The sequence below is a fragment of the Pseudomonas sp. ADAK13 genome (genome assembly GCF_012935715.1).
In the GTDB taxonomy this organism is placed as follows: Bacteria; Pseudomonadota; Gammaproteobacteria; order Pseudomonadales; family Pseudomonadaceae; genus Aquipseudomonas.
In genome coordinates, this window is the sequence record NZ_CP052860.1 from 957,439 (window position 1) to 977,190 (window position 19,752).

Annotated in this window: 15 protein-coding genes; 14 read left to right on the forward strand and 1 reads right to left on the reverse strand. The window is 60.5% G+C overall.

The window, feature by feature from the left end:
- The first annotated feature begins 444 nt into the window (after nucleotides 1-444).
- From yaaA to HKK54_RS04630, 13 genes are all read left to right on the forward strand, one after another.
- Entirely contained in the window at nucleotides 445-1,224 is a 780-nt protein-coding gene (gene yaaA, locus HKK54_RS04570; protein WP_169386263.1) for a peroxide stress protein YaaA, read from the forward strand.
- An 891-nt stretch (nucleotides 1,225-2,115) separates the two neighbouring features.
- Nucleotides 2,116-3,432 carry a nucleotide sugar dehydrogenase gene (locus HKK54_RS04575; protein ID WP_010170413.1) on the forward strand — a complete coding sequence of 439 codons (1,317 nt, stop codon included), beginning with the start codon at nucleotides 2,116-2,118 and terminating at the stop codon, nucleotides 3,430-3,432.
- A gap of 84 nt (nucleotides 3,433-3,516) precedes the next feature.
- Nucleotides 3,517-4,998: a mannuronan synthase gene (gene alg8 / locus HKK54_RS04580; RefSeq protein ID WP_169386264.1), complete on the forward strand. Its 1,482-nt coding sequence runs from the start codon at nucleotides 3,517-3,519 to the stop codon at nucleotides 4,996-4,998.
- Between the two features lie 36 nt (nucleotides 4,999-5,034).
- On the forward strand, nucleotides 5,035-6,201 hold the full coding sequence (locus tag HKK54_RS04585; protein WP_010170416.1) for an alginate biosynthesis protein Alg44: 1,167 nt from the start codon (nucleotides 5,035-5,037) through the stop codon (nucleotides 6,199-6,201).
- Nucleotides 6,202-6,203: 2 nt separating this feature from the next.
- Complete coding sequence (gene algK, locus HKK54_RS04590; RefSeq protein WP_169386265.1) at nucleotides 6,204-7,595, forward strand: alginate biosynthesis TPR repeat lipoprotein AlgK; 1,392 nt, start codon at nucleotides 6,204-6,206, stop codon at nucleotides 7,593-7,595.
- Entirely contained in the window at nucleotides 7,592-9,079 is a 1,488-nt protein-coding gene (locus HKK54_RS04595) for an alginate export family protein (RefSeq protein ID WP_010170420.1), read from the forward strand. The genes algK and HKK54_RS04595 overlap by 4 nt, the downstream gene beginning before the upstream one ends.
- Entirely contained in the window at nucleotides 9,079-10,671 is a 1,593-nt protein-coding gene (gene algG, locus HKK54_RS04600) for a mannuronan 5-epimerase AlgG (protein WP_029615879.1), read from the forward strand. Before HKK54_RS04595 ends, algG begins: the two co-directional genes overlap by 1 nt.
- An 11-nt stretch (nucleotides 10,672-10,682) precedes the next feature.
- Entirely contained in the window at nucleotides 10,683-12,131 is a 1,449-nt protein-coding gene (locus HKK54_RS04605) for an alginate O-acetyltransferase (protein WP_010170425.1), read from the forward strand.
- A gap of 8 nt (nucleotides 12,132-12,139) precedes the next feature.
- A complete protein-coding gene (locus HKK54_RS04610; protein ID WP_169386266.1) occupies nucleotides 12,140-13,249 on the forward strand; it encodes a mannuronate-specific alginate lyase in 1,110 nt (369 codons plus the stop codon).
- Nucleotides 13,250-13,394: 145 nt separating this feature from the next.
- Nucleotides 13,395-14,960 carry an MBOAT family O-acyltransferase gene (locus tag HKK54_RS04615; RefSeq protein WP_169386267.1) on the forward strand — a complete coding sequence of 522 codons (1,566 nt, stop codon included), beginning with the start codon at nucleotides 13,395-13,397 and terminating at the stop codon, nucleotides 14,958-14,960.
- Nucleotides 14,961-14,971: 11 nt separating this feature from the next.
- The gene (locus HKK54_RS04620; protein WP_169386268.1) at nucleotides 14,972-16,156 is read left to right on the forward strand and encodes an alginate O-acetyltransferase; all 1,185 of its coding nucleotides are present in this window, start codon (nucleotides 14,972-14,974) and stop codon (nucleotides 16,154-16,156) included.
- Between the two features lie 16 nt (nucleotides 16,157-16,172).
- A complete protein-coding gene (locus HKK54_RS04625; protein WP_008434181.1) occupies nucleotides 16,173-16,820 on the forward strand; it encodes an alginate O-acetyltransferase AlgF in 648 nt (215 codons plus the stop codon).
- Between the two features lie 184 nt (nucleotides 16,821-17,004).
- A complete protein-coding gene (locus HKK54_RS04630) occupies nucleotides 17,005-18,456 on the forward strand; it encodes a mannose-1-phosphate guanylyltransferase/mannose-6-phosphate isomerase (RefSeq protein WP_010170433.1) in 1,452 nt (483 codons plus the stop codon).
- Between the two features lie 114 nt (nucleotides 18,457-18,570).
- On the opposite strand, the gene HKK54_RS04635 is transcribed toward HKK54_RS04630, so the two are convergent.
- Nucleotides 18,571-19,062 (reverse strand): hypothetical protein, encoded by a 492-nt coding sequence (locus HKK54_RS04635; RefSeq protein ID WP_141629496.1) that lies wholly within the window; start codon nucleotides 19,060-19,062, stop codon nucleotides 18,571-18,573.
- A gap of 211 nt (nucleotides 19,063-19,273) precedes the next feature.
- Between HKK54_RS04635 and HKK54_RS04640 the strand changes: the two genes are divergently transcribed.
- Nucleotides 19,274-19,738 carry a hypothetical protein gene (locus tag HKK54_RS04640; protein ID WP_010170436.1) on the forward strand — a complete coding sequence of 155 codons (465 nt, stop codon included), beginning with the start codon at nucleotides 19,274-19,276 and terminating at the stop codon, nucleotides 19,736-19,738.
- Nucleotides 19,739-19,752 lie beyond the last annotated feature (14 nt).

The window sequence follows — 19,752 nt, forward strand, 5'->3', positions numbered from 1 at the left end:
CAGTTTCAGATTTGGTTTTCGCTTTGGCTTTTGATCTGGCTTCTACCACTCAAGCCGGCCTGTAGGCCGCTGTGCTTTTGCTTTTGATCTGGCTCTGACTGCCCCAATAAGCCCGAGGCCGAACGCAGGGATTGAGGAGCGGGTAAACCGGCAGGACGCCGGTTTAGCCGCGACGGGGCAGGGACGCCCCGTCGCGGCGGCCCGCGGAGCAATCCCGGAGTGAGGGAACACCGAGCCTTAGCGAGGTGCCGACAGGCGGGGCAGAGCCCTTTGGTTACTTTGGGGCTTTTCCAAAGTGACCCGCTGTAAGAGCGGAACCAATAGCGGCCGTTACCGCAGCAACGGATATGTCCACAGCACAAACCCACTCCTCTATCACCATCATAGGTGGAGTCAAACCTCCCTACCCCCTAGAATCCCCCCACGATTAAAGGAGACGACTTCATGCTGACGGTGATTTCCCCCGCCAAAACCCTCGATTTCGAGTCAAAGCCGGTCACCCCGCGCTTCACCCAGCCGCAATACCTCGACCACTCCCAGGAGCTGATCGAACAACTGCGCGAACTGAGCCCGGCGCAGATCAGCGAATTGATGCACGTCTCCGACAAGATCGGCGGCCTCAACGCCGCACGCTTCGGTAGCTGGACCCCAGCTTTCACCCAAGCCAACGCCAAGCAGGCCCTGCTGGCCTTCAAGGGCGACGTCTACACCGGCCTCAACGCCGAAACCTTCACAGACGCCGACTTCACTTACGCCCAGGACCACCTGCGCATGCTCTCCGGCCTGTACGGCCTGCTGCGCCCACTGGACCTGATGATGCCGTACCGCCTGGAGATGGGCACCAAGTTGCCCAACGCCCGTGGCAAGGACCTGTACGCCTTCTGGGGCACCCGCATCAGCGAGTGGCTCAACGAAGCGCTGGCCGAACAAGGCGATGACGTGCTGCTCAACCTGGCGTCCAACGAGTACTTCTCGGCAGTCAAGCGCACGGCGCTGAACGCGCGGATCATCAACACCGAGTTCAAGGACCTGAAAAACGGCCAGTACAAGATCATCAGCTTCTACGCCAAGAAGGCCCGGGGCATGATGAGCCGCTTTGTGATTGAAGAACGCATCAACGACCCGGCCAAACTCAAGGAGTTTGACGTGCAGGGTTATCGCTTCAATGTGGAGCAGTCGAAACCGGATAACCTGGTGTTCCTGCGGGATCACGCACCGGAATAACTCAGTTTTTCTGACACCCCAAACCCGTGGCGAGGGAGCTTGCTCCCGCTGGGCTGCGCAGCGGCCCCAAAAAAGCCAGGGCCGCTTCGCGCCCCAGCGGGAGCAGGCTCCCTCGCCACAACAATTCCCTCGAATAAACCCCTCTCCAGCCCCTATAGTCGTCATTTATTTGGCGTCAAAAATATTTCTTCAGAATTCCTAACATTTATTTCACTCGACATTCGTCAATTTTTTTCGTAGTGGCACCACTTTTTTCAAAGAGTAGTGGCACAAAACTATTTAGCCCTCGCAACTCCCCGCAACTACTGGCCCAAATAGCAAGTGCTATCACAATAGTACTAGTGCCATCTTTCCTAATATTTCAAGAAATTTCCGGAAACAGGATGAGCGGCCCGGAACTATGTCCCAAAGCACCGCTCATACCACCGGTAACGATTATCTCTGCAAATGTAAGAGATGACTTACGCGGCGACCAAATGAAGTAGCAAAGTTGTCATCTAACTTTGACTCAATGGTCAAACCATCAACTGACTAGTTGAAGGCGGACGAAAAGGTTTCACTACTTTCTCCGAAAAGGCCAAGGCTGAGCTCACCTGTATCGGTCAGTGAGACAACCCAAGCCGTTGATATATAAGGGCTTAAAGCCCCTGTCAACGCCTTGAGGCACTGGCGCCAAGCCCTTCCCCAGGAAGGCTGGCTGCATTTCAGGGCAAGCCCCAACAATAAGGCCAAGTTGCGCACAACTTGAGTGCATTAGTTAGTCACTCGACTTTTAGTATGCCTGCACTGGATATATCGACGTTTATTCGTCGCACTTTCCAGTGCCTGAGTGACGCTTCAAAACATGAACTCCGGCCATCTAATGGCACGATTAACAATGAGGTAAATGCGATGCGCATCAGCATATTTGGTCTAGGTTACGTCGGCGCAGTATGTGCCGGTTGCCTGTCTGCACGGGGCCATGAGGTCGTCGGCGTAGACATCTCCAAGGAAAAGATCGACCTGATTAACGCGGGCAAATCGCCCATCGTTGAACCGGGTCTGGGCGAGCTGTTGAGCCAGGGTATTCAAACCGGCCGACTGCGCGGCACCACCAATTTCGCCGAAGCAATCCGTGATACCGACCTGTCGATGATTTGCGTCGGTACGCCGAGCAAGAAGAACGGCGACCTGGAACTCAACTACATCGAATCGGTGTGCCGCGAGATCGGTTTTGTCCTGCGTGACAAGACCACCCGCCACACCATCGTGGTCCGCAGCACCGTGCTGCCAGGCACCGTGGCGAATGTGGTCATCCCGATTCTCGAAGATTGCTCCGGCAAGAAAGCCGGTGTCGACTTCGGCGTCGCGGTGAACCCTGAGTTCCTGCGTGAAAGCACCGCCATCGCCGACTACGACCTGCCGCCGATGACCGTCATCGGTGAGTTCGACAAAGCCTCCGGCGATGTCCTGCAGTCGCTGTACGAAGAACTCGACGCCCCGATCATCCGCAAGGACATCGCCGTCGCCGAGATGATCAAGTACACCTGCAACGTCTGGCATGCGACCAAAGTGACCTTCGCCAACGAGATCGGCAACATCGCCAAGGCGGTGGGTGTCGACGGCCGCGAAGTGATGGAAGTGGTCTGCCAGGACAAGACCCTCAACCTGTCCCAGTACTACATGCGCCCGGGCTTCGCGTTCGGCGGCTCCTGCCTGCCGAAAGACGTGCGCGCCCTGACGTACCGCGCCGGCTCCCTCGACGTGGATGCGCCGCTGCTCAACTCGCTGATGCGCAGCAACGAGTCCCAGGTGCAAAACGCCTTTGACATCGTCTCCAGCCACGACAAACGCAAAGTCGCCCTGCTGGGCCTGAGCTTCAAGGCCGGCACCGATGACCTGCGCGAAAGCCCGCTGGTGGAACTGGCCGAAATGCTGATCGGCAAGGGTTTCGACCTGAGCATCTACGACAGCAACGTCGAATATGCCCGCGTGCACGGCGCGAACAAGGAATACATCGAGGGCAAGATCCCGCACGTGTCGTCCCTGCTCAACTCGGACTTCGACGAAGTGATCAACAACTCCGACGTGATCATCCTGGGCAACCGCGATGAGAAGTTCCGTGCCCTGGCGCATAACGCTCCCCACGGCAAGCAAGTGGTCGACCTGGTGGGCTTCATGTCCAAGGCCACCAGCGTGAGCGGTCGTACCGAAGGCATTTGCTGGTAACAGCAACGGCAAGTTTCAAGCGGCAAGCGTCCTGATCCCCGGCGCTTGCCGCTTGAAGCCTCCTTCACCTGCGGAATGACGCCTATGTCCAAGTTAAAACACGTACTCCTCCAATCCGCCGGCTGGCTGTTTTTCCTGAGCCTGCTGATGGGACTCGCCCTGCTGTTGCCGGCGAGTACGTTCGACTCCGAGTCGAAGAATTTTATTTTCCTGATTGGCGCCGTCGGTATCTGGCGCTACTCGATGGGTGCTACGCATTTCTTTCGCGGCATGCTGTTCCTGTACGTGGTCTACCCGCACCTGCGGCGCAAAGTGCGCAAGCTGGGCAAGGCAGCAGACCCGTCCCACGTATTCCTGATGGTGACAAGCTTTCGGATCGACGCGCTGACCACGGCCCAGGTCTACAGCTCGGTGATCCGCGAAGCCATCGAATGTGGCTTCCCTACCACCGTGGTCTGCTCGCTGGTGGAAATGTCCGATGAGCTGCTGGTCAAGAGCCTGTGGGCCAGGATGAACCCGCCCGACCACGTCAAGCTGGACTTCGTGCGTATCGCCGGTACCGGCAAGCGTGACGGCCTGGCCTTCGGTTTTCGCGCCATCTCCCGCCACCTGCCGGACGATCGCGCCGTGGTTGCCGTGATCGATGGCGACACCGTGCTCGCCGAGGGCGTCGTGCGCAAGACCGTGCCGTGGTTCCAGCTGTTCGGCAATGTCGGTGGCCTGACCACCAACGAGTTCTGCGAAGTGCGCGGCGGCTACATCATGAGCGAGTGGCACAAGCTGCGCTTCGCCCAACGCCACATCAACATGTGCTCCATGGCTTTGTCCAAACGCGTGCTGACCATGACCGGCCGCATGTCGGTGTTCCGCGCCAACGTGGTCACCGACCCGGGCTTTATCGCCGACGTGGAAAGCGACTCGCTGCAACACTGGCGCCTGGGCCGCTTCAAGTTTTTGACCGGTGACGACAAGTCCAGCTGGTTCAGTCTGATGCGCCTGGGCTACGACACTTTCTACGTGCCGGACGCTGCGATCCACACCGTGGAGCACCCGCCGGAAAAGAGCTTTATCAAGGCCAGCCGCAAGCTGATGTTCCGATGGTACGGCAACAACCTGCGCCAGAACTCCCGTGCCCTCGGCCTGGGTATGCGCCGGCTTGGCCTGTTCACCAGCATCGTGCTGTTTGACCAGCGCGTGTCGATGTGGACCTCCCTGCTGGGGCTGACCGTGGCGATCATCGCCACGTTCAAATACGGCGGCGCGTTCATCCTCGCCTACCTGCTGTGGATCGGCATCACCCGCCTCATCCTGACCCTGCTGCTGTCGTGCTCCGGTCACCGGATCGGCCCGGCTTACCCGGTGATTCTCTATTACAACCAGATCATGGGCGCGCTGGTGAAGATCTACGTGTTCTTCCGCCTTGATCAACAGTCCTGGACACGCCAGGACACCAAACTGACCCGCGATTTGGCCAGCTTTCAACGTTGGTTCAACACCTGGTCGTCTCGGACCATGACCTTCTCCGCCGGCAGCATTTTCGTCGCCGTGTTGCTGATGATGGTTTGACCCTGCCAAGCCTGAATTAACTAGGAACTACACACCATGAATAGCCAAGTAAACGCCAACGTTGTCCACGAATCCGAAGCCCAGCGCCAACACGCCCGGGTAAAAATCCCGGCCAAGCTACGCTTCTTCAACGCCGACCGCACCCAGACCGAAGCACGGGTCATCGACCTGTCGGCCGGCGGTCTGGCGTTCACTGCCACCCAACCATTGACCGTGGGCCAGGTGCACAAGGGTCGCTTGCAGTTCGTGATCGATAACCTCGGCCTGGCGATGGACGTCGAGCTGCAGATTCGCTCCTACGACCGCCAGACCGGCCGCACCGGTTGCCAGTTCCAGAACCTCGACGCACAAGACATCTCGACCCTGCGCCACCTGATCACCTCGCACTTGTCCGGCGACATCGTGACCATGGGCGACGTGCTGGCAACCCTGCAACGCGACAACTTCACCAAGGCGCGCAAGGTCAAGGACAGCGGCAGCAACATGAGCGTCGGCGGCCGCCTGCGGGCCGTGACCTTCAGCCTCGGGATCTTCGTGGTGGGCCTGGTCGCCTTCGGCTTCGTGGTCAAGTCGGTGTACGGCATGTACTTCGTCAGCCACGCCACCTCCGGCCTGGTGAGCGTGCCCGGTATGAACGTCACCATGCCGCGCGATGGCACCGTGCAGAGCCTGATCAAAGGGGACGCAGTGGCGGCCAAGGGCGCGCCACTGGCGACCTTCAGCACCAGCATGCTCGACGTACTCAAAGGCCATCTGGACGAAGACCAGTTGCAACCGGCCAAGGTGGAAGAGCTGTTCGGCAAGCAAATGACCGGCACCCTCACCTCCCCGTGCGACTGCGTCGTGGCCCAGCAATTGGTCGCCGACGGTCAGTACGCCAGCAAGGGCGACGTGATCTTCCAACTGGTGCCACGCGGCAGCCAGGCCAACGTGGATGCACGCTTCTCCTATCGCCAGTTTGCCGACGTTCGCCCGGGCACCCGTGTGAACTTCCAGGTGGCGGATGAAGAGCAGGTTCGCACCGGCACCATCGTCAGCAGCACCAGCCTCAACAGCACCGAAATGTCCTCCGACATCCGTGTGCAGATCAAACCCGATGCCCCGCTGGACAGCACCTACGCCGGTCGCCCGGTTGAAGTGACCAGCGACCGTGGCCCGTCCCTGAACTGGCTGATCGATAAAGCCATGGCTGCAGGTCTTTAACCATGAGCGCCCTTCGATCCCTGCCGGTTCCATTGGCGCTGGCCATCGCCCTCGCCGGGTGCGCCGGCCTGCCCGACCAACGCCTGGCCAACGAAGCCCTCAAGCGTGGCGACACGGTCACCGCGCAGCAGAACTACCAGCAGCTGGCAGACCTGGGCTACAGCGAGGCCCAGGTGGGCCTGGCGGACATCCAGGTCGGCACCCGCGACCCCGAGCAAATCAAGCAGGCCGAAGCCACGTATCGCGCGGCCGCCGACACCTCGCCCCGTGCCCAGGCACGCCTGGGCCGCCTGCTGGTGGCCAAGCCTGGCGCGACCGAAGCCGAGCACCATGAAGCCGAAGGCCTGTTGAAAAAAGCCTTTGCCAATGGCGAAGGCAACACCCTGATCCCGCTGGCGATGCTGTACCTGCAATACCCGCACAGTTTCCCGAACATCAACGCCCAGCAGCAAATCAGCAAATGGCGCGCTTCGGGTTACCCGGAAGCAGGTCTCGCCCAAGTGCTGCTGTACCGCACCCAGGACACCTACGACCAGCATCTGGACGAAGTGGAAAGCATCTGCAAGGCCGCGCTGAACACCACGGATATCTGCTACGTCGAGCTGGCCACGGTCTACCAGAAAAAAGCCGAGCCGGAAAAACAGGCCGAGCTGCTGAAACAGATGGAAGCCGGCTACAGCCGTGGCGCCGTGACCGCCCAACGGGTCGACAGTGTTGCCCGTGTGTTGGGCGATGCGACCCTGGGCAAGACCGACGAAAAAACCGCCCAGGCCCTGCTGGAAAAAATCGCCCCGGGCTACCCGGCATCCTGGGTCAGCCTGGCGCAACTGCTCTACGACTTCCCGGAACTGGGCGACGTCGACCAGATGATGAAGTACCTCGACAACGGCCGCGCCGCCGACCAGCCCCGCGCCGAACTGTTGCTGGGCAAGCTCTACTACGAAGGCAAGTGGGTCCCGGCTGACGCCAAGGCTGCCGAAGAACACTTCCAGAAAGCCGTCGGCCGCGAAGTGGCTGCCGATTACTACCTCGGCCAGATCTATCGCCGTGGCTACCTGGGCAAGGTCTATTCGCAAAAGGCCCTCGACCATCTGCTGACCGCCGCGCGCAACGGCCAGAACAGCGCCGACTTCGCGATCGCCCAATTGTTTTCCCAAGGCAAGGGCACCAAGCCCGACCCGCTTAACGCCTATGTCTTCAGCCAATTGGCCAAGGCCCAGGACACGCCGGAAGCCAACGACCTGGCCACCCAGCTCGAAGCCCCGCTGACCCCGGAACAACGCGCCGAAGGCCAACGCCTGGTGCAACAGGAACTGGCCGCGCGCGGCACCCTGGCCCAAAGCACGCTGCAATTGCACGCCCTGCAAGAAGAAGACGGCGAGGAATCCCTATGAAGCTCAATCCATTCGTCAAGGCCGGCATCGGCCTGACCTTCGCCCTGCTGTGGTCGTGCCCGACCCTGGCCGCGCTGACCGAAGCCAAGAACTTCGGCCTGGAAGTGAAAGTCACCGGCCAGTCCGAAGATGACCGCGACCTGGGCACCCAGAAAGGCGGCGACGTCAACGGCATCGGCCTCGACCTGCGCCCGTGGATCTACGGCGAAAGCGGCAACTGGAGCGCCTACGCCATGGGCCAGGCCGTGACGTCCAGCGACATCATCGAGACCGACACCCTGCAACAGTCCTCGGATGACGCCACCCAACAGACCAGCAATGACGACCGCAAGAGCAAGAAAAACTACCTGGCGATGCGCGAGTTCTGGGTCGCCTACGGCGGCTTCACGCCCTACCCCGGCGAGATCCTCAAGCTCGGTCGCCAACGCCTGCGCAATGACGACGGCCAATGGCGCGACACCAACATCGAAGCGCTGAACTGGACCTTCGACACCACCTTGCTCAAGGCCAATGTCGGCGTCGCCGAGCGTTTCAGCGAATACCGCACCGACCTCAAGGAACTGTCGCCCAAGGACAAGGACCGCCAGCACCTTTACGCCGACGCTGCCTATCAGTGGACGCCAGGCCAGTGGATCGGCCTGCGCGCTCACCACACCCATGACGACGGCAAGCTCGACTACCCGCAACCGGGCGTGGCCACCGACTCGCTGGACAAACGCGAGAACGGCGACCTGACCTGGCTCGGCATCGAAGCCAACAGCGACGCCTACAACTGGCGCAACACCAACACCGTCAACTACTGGGCGAGCGTCACCGGCATGCAGGGTGACCGCGACACGGTCAACGCCTTGAACGCCGACGGCACCCGCCCCGCCAATGCCAAGCGCAGCGATGACGTGAATGGCTGGGCCACCGACCTGGGTGTGCGCCTGCGTCTCGACCCGCAGTGGCAAGTGGGCGCGGCTTACTCCCGCGCGAGCGCCGAATACGAGCAGAACGGCCTGCAAAGCAACCGTTCGAACTGGACCGGTACCCAGTCCCGCGTCCACCGCTTCGGCGAAGCGTTCCGTGGCGAAATGAACAACATGCAGTCCATGAGCCTGTTCGGTTCCTGGCAGTTGCGCGAGGACTATGACGCCAGCCTCGTGTACCACAAGTTCTGGCGCGTCGACGGCAACAAGCCGGTCGGCAGCAACGGCATCGATGCCGTGCAGAACAACACCGATGACGTGACCGGCGCGATCCTGTCCAGCACTTCCCTGCCGCTTGAAGACGGCAAGAAAGACCTGGGCCAGGAGATGGACCTGGTGGTCACCAAGTACTTCAAGAAAGGCCTGCTGCCGGCCGGGCTCAGCCAGTCGATCGACGAACCGTCGGCCCTGGTACGCTTCCGTGCCGGTGTGTTCAAACCGGGCGACGCCTATGGCAGCCAGGTCGACTCGTACATGCATCGCGCCTTTGTCGACGTGATCTGGAAGTTCTGATGGGAGCCTGCGCAATGAACCCTCAAGCCCTCAAAGGCTCGGTCAGCCTGCTGGTCGCAGCCATGCTGCTGGCCAGCACTTCGGCCTTCGCCGATGTCGCGCAGCAGGTCAAGGCGCCGACCATCGCCAAAGAGCTGCAACAGGCCAAGACCTACACCATTTCGAGCCCGCCGACCGAGCCGCTGGAAATGGCCAAGCCGGCGCTGCCGGACGTGTCCGGCTACACCGCGGCGAATATCGCGAAGAAAATCGTGCGCAGCAAGCCGGGCAAAATCAGTATCCGCCGGATGATGCAGGAAGACGCCCTGAAGGACTTCATCGGCGGCGACAACAAGATGGCTGAATGGGTGGTGCGCCAGCACGGCATTCCCCAGGCGATCTTCGTCGACGACGGCTACATGAACCTCAAGGACCTGCTGAAGAAAGTGCCCAAGCAGTACTTCAGCGAAACCTCGCCGGGGGTGTTCCTGGCCAAGTTGCCGATCGTGGTGGGCCGTAAAGGCATCCTCGAAATCGACAAGCAGACCCAGGAATTGCGCCTGTCCCAGGAGGCCGGTTCGTTCCTGATCAACGACGGCCAGCTGTTTGTGCGCGACACCAGAATCACCGGCTGGCGCGAGAAGACCAACGGCCCGGCGACCTTCCAGTCGCCCAAGGAGTTCCGCCCGTTCCTGCTGGCCTGGGGCGGCACCGAGACCTACATCGCCAACAGCAAGATGGCCAGCTTCGGCTACGCCAACAGTAAGTCGTATGGCGTGAGTATTTCCCAATACACGCCGAACATGGCCAAGGTGCTCAAGCGTCCCGAGCCGACGGGCTGGATCGTCGACTCCGAGTTCTCGGACATGTGGTACGGCTTCTACTGCTATGAGACCACCGGCTTTGTGCTCAAGGGCAATACCTACAAAGACAACATCGTCTACGGTATTGACCCCCACGACCGGTCACACGGCTTGATCATCACCGACAACACCGTCTACGGCACGAAGAAGAAGCACGGCATCATCATTTCCCGGGAAGTGAACGACAGCTTCATCTTCAACAACCGCAGTTTCGACAACAAGCTCTCGGGCCTGGTGATCGACCGTAACAGCGTCAACAACCTGATCGCCGACAACGAGATCTACCGCAACCACACCGACGGCATCACCCTCTATGAGAGCGGCGATAACCTGCTGTGGGGCAACAAGGTGATCAGCAACCGTCGCCACGGCATCCGCATACGTAACAGCGTGAACATTCGCCTGTACGAAAACGTGGCCATGGCCAACGGGCTGACCGGCGTATACGGCCACATCAAGGACCTGACCGACACCGACCGCGACATCGCCCTCGACCCGTTCGACACCAAGGTCTCGCTGATCGTGGTCGGCGGTGAACTGGCCGCCAACGGCAGCGGGCCGCTGTCCATCGACTCGCCGTTGAGTGTCGAGCTGTACCGCGTGTCGATGCTTGCGCCGACCAAATCCAGTGGCATCAGCTTCTCGGGCGTCCTCGGCGATCGCCAGGAAGAGATTCTCGACTTGCTGGTACGCCAGAAGAAAGCCGTGCTGATCGACCCTGTCGAACGCCAGACCGAAATGCAGGACTGAGGATGACCTTTATGCACCCACACATGATCAAACTGCTCAGCCTTTCGGGTTTGACCCTCGGCCTGCTCGCGGCCAGCCAGGGCGTGCGCGCCGACGAAGTACAGGCCCCGAAGTTCAGCGCCGAGCCGTGCTGCAGCCTGTGCCCGGCCGCCCACGACGCGAAGAATTACACCACGCGCTACCAGCAGAACTTCACCACCCTGGTACAAGCCCAGGGTGACTGGCTGTTCCGTACCCAGGAAGACCTGCGCACCGAATTCGACACCAGCCCCGCCGGCTACAAACGCATGCAACAGCTGCACGATGCGTTCAAGAGCAAGGGCGTGGAACTGGTGGTGGTGTACCAGCCGACCCGTGGCCTGGTGAACCGCAACAAGCTCAACCCGGAAGAGAAAGCCAAGTTCGATTTCGACAAGGCCCTGGGCAATTACAAGACCATGCTCGGCCGCTTCGCCAAGATGGGCTACGTGGTGCCGGACCTGTCGCCGTTGACCAACGAGCAGCTGCCGGATGAGTTGCCGGCCCACGACTTCTACTTCCGCGGTGACCAACACTGGACGCCGTACGGCGCCCAGCGCACCGCCAAAATCGTCGGTGCCAAAGTGCGCGCGATGCCTGAATTTGCCGGCATCCCGCAGCGTGAATTCGAGACCAAACGCTCCGGGCGCATGGGCAAGACCGGCACCCTGCACAACATGGCCGGGCAACTGTGCGGCACCAGCTACGCGATCCAGTACATGGACCAGTTCACCACCGAGCCCAAGGGCGAAGCGGGCGACGGCGACCTGTTCGGCGATTCCGGCAACCCGCAGATCACCCTCGTGGGCACCAGCCACAGCGGCAAGAACTACAACTTCGCCGGCTTCCTGGAACAGGAAATCGGTGCCGACATCCTCAACGTCGCCTTCCCCGGCGGTGGCCTCGAAGGCTCGATGATCCAGTACCTGGGCAGCGAAGAATTCCAGAAGACCCCGCCGAAGATTCTGATCTGGGAATTCTCGCCGCTGTATCGCCTGGACCAGGAGACCATCTACCGCCAGATGATGTCGCTGCTGGACAACGGCTGCGAAGGCAAGACCGCCCAGATGACCGCCAGTACCACGCTGAAACCCGGCAAGAACGAATTGCTGGTGAACAGTTCGAACAAAGACCTGCGCAATGCCAGCCATCAGGTCGACATCCGCTTCGCCGACCCTTCGGTGAAAACTCTGCAAGCCACCCTCTGGTACATGAACGGGCGCCACGAGGACATCAAGATCGAGAAACCCGAAACATCCGATACAGACGGGCGTTTCGCCTTTGAACTGCGCACCGATGAAGACTGGGCCACGCAAAACCTGCTGGCCGTGGAAGTGCAGGGCCCCGAAGCGGGTCAGGCCGCGCAGAAGGTTGAAGCGAAAATTTGCACACGCAACGTATTCCCAAGCGGTGGTCAACAGACCGCCCAACTCGGGCAATGAGGTTACTTATGCAGAAGTTATTGATTCCAACTTTACTGGGCATGGCGATCTTCGCCGGCTCAGTCAACGCCGCCGCGCCACTGCGTCCGCCCCAGGGTTATTTCGCCCCGGTGGAAGCGTTCAAGACCGGCGACTTCAAGAATGACTGCGACACCATGCCTGCGCCGTACACCGGTTCGCTGCAGTTTCGCAGCAAGTACGAAGGTTCGGACAAGGCCCGTTCCACGTTGAATGTGCAATCGGAAAAAGCCTTTCGCGACAGCACCGCCGACATCACCAAGCTGGAAAAAGACACCAGCAAGCGCGTGATGCAGTTCATGCGCGACGGTCGCCCGGAGCAGCTGGAGTGCACGCTCAACTGGCTTACCAGCTGGGCCAAGGCGGATGCGTTGATGTCCAAGGACTTCAACCATACCGGCAAGTCGATGCGCAAATGGGCGCTGGGCAGCATGGCCTCGGCCTATGTGCGCCTGAAGTTCTCCGACTCTCACCCGCTGGCCAACCATCAGCAGGAGTCACAGTTGATCGAGGCCTGGTTCAGCAAAATGGCTGACCAGGTGGTGAGCGACTGGGACAACCTGCCGCTGGATAAAACCAACAACCACTCCTACTGGGCCGCCTGGTCCGTCATGGCGACCTCCATCGCCGTGAACCGCCGCGACCTGTTTGACTGGGCCGTGAAGGAATACAAGGTCGGCGCCAATCAGGTCGACGACCAGGGCTTCCTGCCGAACGAATTGAAGCGTCAGCAACGGGCCTTGTCGTACCACAACTACGCCCTGCCGCCGCTGTCGATGATCGCCAGTTTTGCGCTGGTCAACGGTGTGGACCTGCGCCAGGAAAACAACGGCGCGCTGAAACGCCTGGGTGACAAGGTGCTGGCCGGGGTGAAAGACCCGGAAATCTTCGAGAAGAAGAACGGCAAGGAGCAGGACATGAAGGACCTCAAGGAGGACATGAAATTTGCCTGGCTTGAGCCCTTCTGCACCCTCTACACCTGCGCGCCGGACGTGATCGAGCGCAAGCACGGGATGCAGCCGTTCAAGACCTTCCGCCTCGGGGGTGACCTGACCAAGGTCTTCGACCCGGCGCACGAGAAAGGCAACAAAGGCAGCTGATACAAAGCGCCCACACCTGGACTCGGTCCAAATGTGGGAGCTGGCTTGCCTGCTCCCACACTGAACGCGTACACCCTCCCAGATTCGTGGGGGGTTTGGGGGGGCCGTTGGCCCTTGACTGTTGGTTAAACATGGAGAGATCGGGATGGTTTTCTCGTCCAATGTGTTCCTGTTTCTGTTCTTGCCGATCTTCCTCGGCTTGTACTACTTGAGCGGGCAACGCTATCGCAATCTGCTGCTGCTGATTGCCAGCTACGTGTTCTACGCCTGGTGGCGAGTGGACTTCCTGGCGCTGTTCGCCGCCGTGACGCTGTGGAACTACTGGATCGGCCTCAAGGTCGGTGCGGCAGGCGTGCGCACCAAGCCGGCCCAGCGCTGGCTGCTGTTGGGCGTGGCGGTCGACCTGTGCATTCTCGGCTACTTCAAGTACGCCAACTTCGGCGTCGACAGCATCAACCTGATGATGAAGTCGGCGGGCCTGGAGCCCTTCATCCTGACCCACGTGCTGTTGCCGATCGGGATCTCGTTCTACATCTTCGAGTCCATCAGCTACATCATCGACGTGTACCGCGGCGACACTCCGGCCACCCGCAACCTGATCGACTTTGCGGCGTTCGTGGCGATCTTCCCGCACCTGATTGCCGGCCCTGTATTGCGCTTTCGCGACCTGGCCGACCAGTTCAACAACCGCACCCACACCCTCGATAAATTCTCCGAGGGCTGCACACGGTTCATGCAGGGTTTCATCAAGAAGGTGTTCATCGCCGACACCCTGGCGGTGGTCGCCGACCATTGCTTCGCCCTGCAAAACCCGACAACGGGTGACGCCTGGCTCGGCGCGCTGGCCTACACCGCGCAGCTGTACTTCGACTTCTCCGGCTACAGCGACATGGCAATCGGTCTGGGCTTGATGATGGGTTTCCGCTTCATGGAAAACTTCAAGCAGCCGTACATCAGCCAGTCGATCACCGAGTTCTGGCGGCGCTGGCACATCAGCCTGTCCACCTGGCTGCGTGACTACCTCTACATCACCCTGGGCGGCAACCGTAAAGGCACGCTGACCACCTACCGCAACCTGTTCCTGACCATGCTGCTCGGTGGCCTTTGGCACGGTGCGAACATCACTTACATCGTGTGGGGCGCCTGGCATGGCATGTGGCTGGCGATTGAAAAAGCCATCGGCCTCAACACCGCACCGCGCAGTTTCAACGTCGTCCGCTGGGCCTTCACCTTCCTGCTGGTGGTGATGGGCTGGGTGATCTTCCGCTCGGAAAACCTGCACGTCGCCGGCCGCATGTACGGCGCGATGTTCAGCTTCGGCGAATGGTCGCTGTCGGAACTCAACCGCGCCAGCCTCACCGGCCTGCAAGTGGCAACCCTGGTGGTGGCGTACGCAACCCTGGCGTTCTTCGGCCTGCGGGACTTCTACAGCAACCGTCCACCGGAAAAAACCAAGCCTGCGGTCAACACCCAGGCCGATGGGCCGGCCACTGCCCAACCGGGCTTGATCAAGGCCGTACCGGGCGACAACCCGGGCAGCATCCATGAGCCCGGCTACACCGTGGGCACCGAGGCCACCGTGCAACCGGCCTACTGGAGCGCCACCTGGCCACGCTATGCGATGCGCGCTGCAGTGCTGCTGCTGTTCGTGGCATCGATTCTCAAACTTTCGGCGCAGAGCTTCTCGCCGTTCCTTTACTTCCAGTTCTGAGGGAGCCGACCATGACCCGTTCATTACGCGTCCTCTATATCGCCTTGTTCCTGGCCGTGCTGTTGGCCTTGGGTGCCTGGTCGATGCGCAGTTTCCTGGGCTTCAGCACCAACGCCGACGCGACCGTGCTCAACGGTCGCTGGACCAAGGCCGTCGAGACCCATTACGACGACCAGTTCCCGATCAAGCGCCTGGGCACCAACCTCTGGGCAGCCCTGGACTACAAGCTGTTCAACGAAGGCCGTCCCGGCGTGGTGATTGGCCGCGATCACTGGTTGTACAGCGACGAGGAATTCAACCCCATCGTCAACGAAGACCAGAACCTGCAGGGCAACTACGCCCTGGTGGAAGGCGTGCGCCAGAAGCTCAAGGCCCAGGGCATCCAACTGGTGATGGCGATCGTGCCGGCCAAGGTGCGCCTGTACCCGGAACACCTGGGTGAAGTGCAGCCGGCCAGCATCCACGCAGGCCTGTACCAGGACTTCCATGCCCGCATGGCCGCCGACAAGATCATCGCTCCCGACCTGATGGGCCCACTGCAACAGGCCAAGCTGCACGGCCAGCAAGTGTTCCTGCGTACCGACACCCACTGGACACCGGACGGCGCTGAAGTCGCGGCCAAGCAACTGGCCAAGACGATTAAAGATAAAACCCCACTGAGCGGCGAGCCTCAACGCTTTGTCACCGAAGCCGAGAAGACCGAACCGCACAAGGGCGACCTGCGCCTGTTCCTGCCCCTGGACCCGCTGTTCGAAAACCTGATGCCGCCCAAGGAGCCGCTGCAAAAGCGCGTGACTCACTTGGCCGAATCCAAGGGCGACGACGCGCTGTTCACCGACAGCGAAACCCCGGTGGCACTGGTAGGCACCAGCTACAGCGCCAACCCGAACTGGAACTTTGTCGGCGCGCTGAAGCAAGCCCTGGGCAGCGACGTCATCAACTACTCCGAAGACGGCCACGGCCCGATCCTGCCGATGCTCAGCTACCTGAAAAGCGACGACTTCAAGAACAGCCCGCCCCAGGTGCTGATCTGGGAGTTTCCCGAACGCTATCTGCCCGTGAACAACGAAATCGGCGACGCCGACCCGCAGTGGGTTGCGCAGCTCAAACAAGCCGGTACGCGCCAACAGAACATGGCCCTGAACACCCCAGTTAAAACCCAAAAATCCGAGACGCCCGACCGGGCGCAAAACTGAAAGAGAGGTAACTCACATGACTTTCACTACTAACCTCGCAAAAACTTTTGCCCTCGTCGCCGGCATGAGCGTTGTTTCGATGTCTGCCTTCGCCGGTGGCGACGCCGCGCTCTATGGCCCCGTCGCGCCAAAAGGCTCGAGCTTTGTGCGGGTGTACAACGCCAGCAACCAGGAAGTCAGCGCCACCGTCGGCAGCACCAACCTCAACGAGGTTGCACCGCTGGCCAGCAGTGACTTCAGCTTCATGCCGGGCGGTGACTACAGCGCCAAGGTCGGCAGCCAGACCCTGCCGGTCAAGCTCGCCGCCGACCACTACTACACGCTGGTCAGCAGCGGCAGCGGCCAGCCACAACTGATCGAAGAACCGCCGTTCAAGAACAAGCAGAAATCCCTGGTGCGCGTGCAGAACCTCAGTGACAAGTCGCTGACCCTGAAAACCGCCGACGGCAAGACCGACGTGGTCCAGGCCGTGGCCGCCAAGGGCCGTGGCGAGCGCGAGATCAACCCGGTGAAGGTCAGCCTGGCACTGTACGAAGGCGACAAGAAAGTCGGTGATGTGAAGCCAGTGGCCCTGGAGCGCGGTGAGGCAGCAGTGCTGTACGTCACCGGCACCGGCGCCAACCTGTCGCCAGTGTGGGTGAAACGCCCTGTGTCGACCCGCTGATTTTTTCTCTGAGTTGACACGTCCCCTTGTGGGAGCTGGCTTGCCAGCGATGGCGGTCTTGAAGGCGCCATCGCAGGCAAGCCAGCTCCCACATTGTCAGAATTTCAACTCAGGACCGGACAAAAACAAGAGTGAAACGACAAACCTTCGTAGCTCTGACCCATATCGATTCAAGGAGAAACACATGATCCCAGTAATCCTTTCCGGTGGTAGCGGCTCACGTCTTTGGCCGCTTTCCCGCAAACAGTTTCCCAAGCAGTTCCTGGCCCTGACCGGCGAACACACCTTGTTCCAGCAAACCCTGGAGCGCCTGGTATTCGACGGCATGGACGCGCCCATCGTGGTCTGCAACAAGGACCACCGCTTTATCGTCAACGAGCAACTGGCCGCCCGCAAACTGGACACCCAGCGCATCCTGATGGAACCGTTCGGCCGCAACACCGCGCCGGCCGTGGCCCTGACCGCGATGATGCTGGTCAACGAAGGCCGCGACGAGCTGATGCTTGTGCTGCCCGCCGACCACGTGCTGGACGACCAGAAAGCCCTGCAACGCGCCCTGGCCCTGGCCACCGTGGCCGCCGAGCGCGGCGAGATGGTGCTGTTCGGCGTACCGGCCACCCGTCCGGAAACCGGCTACGGCTACATCAAGTCGACCAACGATTCACTGCTGCCCGAGGGCGTCAGCCGGGTGCAGCAGTTCGTCGAAAAACCCGATGAAAAACGCGCCACCGAGTTCGTCAAAAGCGGTGGTTATTTCTGGAACAGCGGCATGTTCCTGTTCCGCGCCAGCCGCTTCCTGGAAGAGCTGAAAAAGCACGACCCGGACATCTACGACACCTGCCTGCTGACCCTGGAACGCAGCAACCACACCGCCGACACCATCGACATCGACGAATCCACCTTCGCCTGCTGCCCGGACAACTCCATCGACTACGCCGTGATGGAAAAAACCCAGTTGGCCTGCGTGGTGCCATTGACCGCCGGCTGGAGCGACGTGGGTTGCTGGGCATCGCTGTGGGACGTGAATGAAAAAGACGCCAACGGCAACGTCAGCAAAGGCGACGTGGTGATCCAGGACAGCCGCAACTGCATGATCCACGGCAACGGCAAACTGGTGTCGGTGATCGGCCTGGAAAACATCGTGGTGGTGGAAACCAAGGACGCGATGATGATTGCCCACAAGGACAAGGTCCAGGGCGTGAAGCAGATGGTCAACACCCTCAACGAACAGGGCCGCAGCGAAACCCAGAACCACTGCGAGGTGTACCGTCCGTGGGGCTCGTATGACTCGGTGGACATGGGCGGCCGCTTCCAGGTCAAGCACATCTCGGTCAAGCCGGGCGCTTGCCTGTCGTTGCAGATGCACCACCACCGCGCCGAACACTGGATTGTGGTCAGCGGCACCGCCGAAGTCACCTGTGACGAGAACGTGTTCCTGCTCACCGAAAACCAGTCCACCTACATCCCGATTGCCTCGGTGCACCGTTTGCGCAACCCGGGCAAGATTCCCTTGGAGATTATCGAGGTGCAGTCCGGCAGCTACCTGGGTGAGGACGATATCGAGCGCTTTGAAGATATCTACGGTCGGTCTACGCCGATCGAGCGTGGCGTGTCGGTGAAAACCATCGCGCAGTAAACAGAGCAACACAAGAAGCCCTCGCCCCACCGGCTGCGTCCCTATCCGCAGCCGGTGGGGCGGGGGCTTTTTTTCATGCAAGATTCAGACGGTGGCTCGACCCCGTCGCAGGCACTACTTGTTGTTGCTGTTACCGGAATCACCTATCCCCCTACCGGTATAAAAACCTCCAAACGCGTTAGTGTTGCCGCTCGAGCTGCTACTGCTGCCTCCATAGGTGTTTTTGCCGACTTCCTCAGCGGCCCGGCCACCCCAAATCATACCCGCCCCCGCTATTTTTGACCCGAGCCCACCGGCAGAGCCGAGTTTTTTGCCGAGCCCTTGCATCGCCGCGCCCGCTAACGTCATGGCTGCGCCTTTTGACTTGTCATCGTCAAACCCATTAAGCGCGGTTGGAAAGTAAGAAGAGAGCTCTTGATTAATGGCTTGTTTGAGCATATCCGCCAGGCCGGAACTCTCTTGTTCATGAAGGCTCATGGGCGAATAGGCCTGGACTTCAGAACGAATCGCTTGCCTAAGACCTTCTGACAGCATCGGCGCAGTTTCTTTTGCCTCAGGTGCACTGAGAGGGGAAGTCACGGGAAGATCTATAGCGGAAGTTTTCATGGTGGTTCACTTCATTATCTTGCTGGTTGACGCCGTCCTGACTTGAGTAGTGTTATCCATTCACCACCTGTGTGGATAACCTTGGCGAATCAGTTCCTTGGCCTGACTGAAAACATACACATCGCTGTAGGTGAAGGCTTCTCATCAGTGCGGATAGTAAATCCGATAACCGGGCGGGTAGGATGGCTTATCTGTCTGTGAGGTTTTCATCATGTTCTTTGGCGTCTTGCTGATTATCACCTGGCTGATCCTCCTGCTGCGCTACCCGGCCAAGGCGTTGCCGGTTTCCCTCGCGGCTGCCGTCGGGCTGGGCCTGGTGGCGGTATGGGTGGTGTGGCTGGACAACCGCGAAGCCCAGCAATTGGCGCGCCTGGAACTGCGCACCGTCTACGCCCCCAAAGAATGCCCGGCGGACCGCCCGCTCAAGCTCACCTTGAACAACGGCAACAGCGTGCCACTGACTGAACTGCGCTGGCGTGTCGCCGCCTATGCCCCGGGCGATACGGTCAACCTGGCCGACAACGTGTACGCTGCCCCGCGCTATCGCGGCCCCGGCGAGTTGCAAGCCGGCGCCACCTGGGAAGACTGCCTGCCGGTGCCGCCGCTGCGCCCCGGCTACCGTCCGCAAACCCTGGAATTTCGCGCCGAGCATTTGCAAGGCAGCTTCTCCGACTAATCACCACAAAGGAC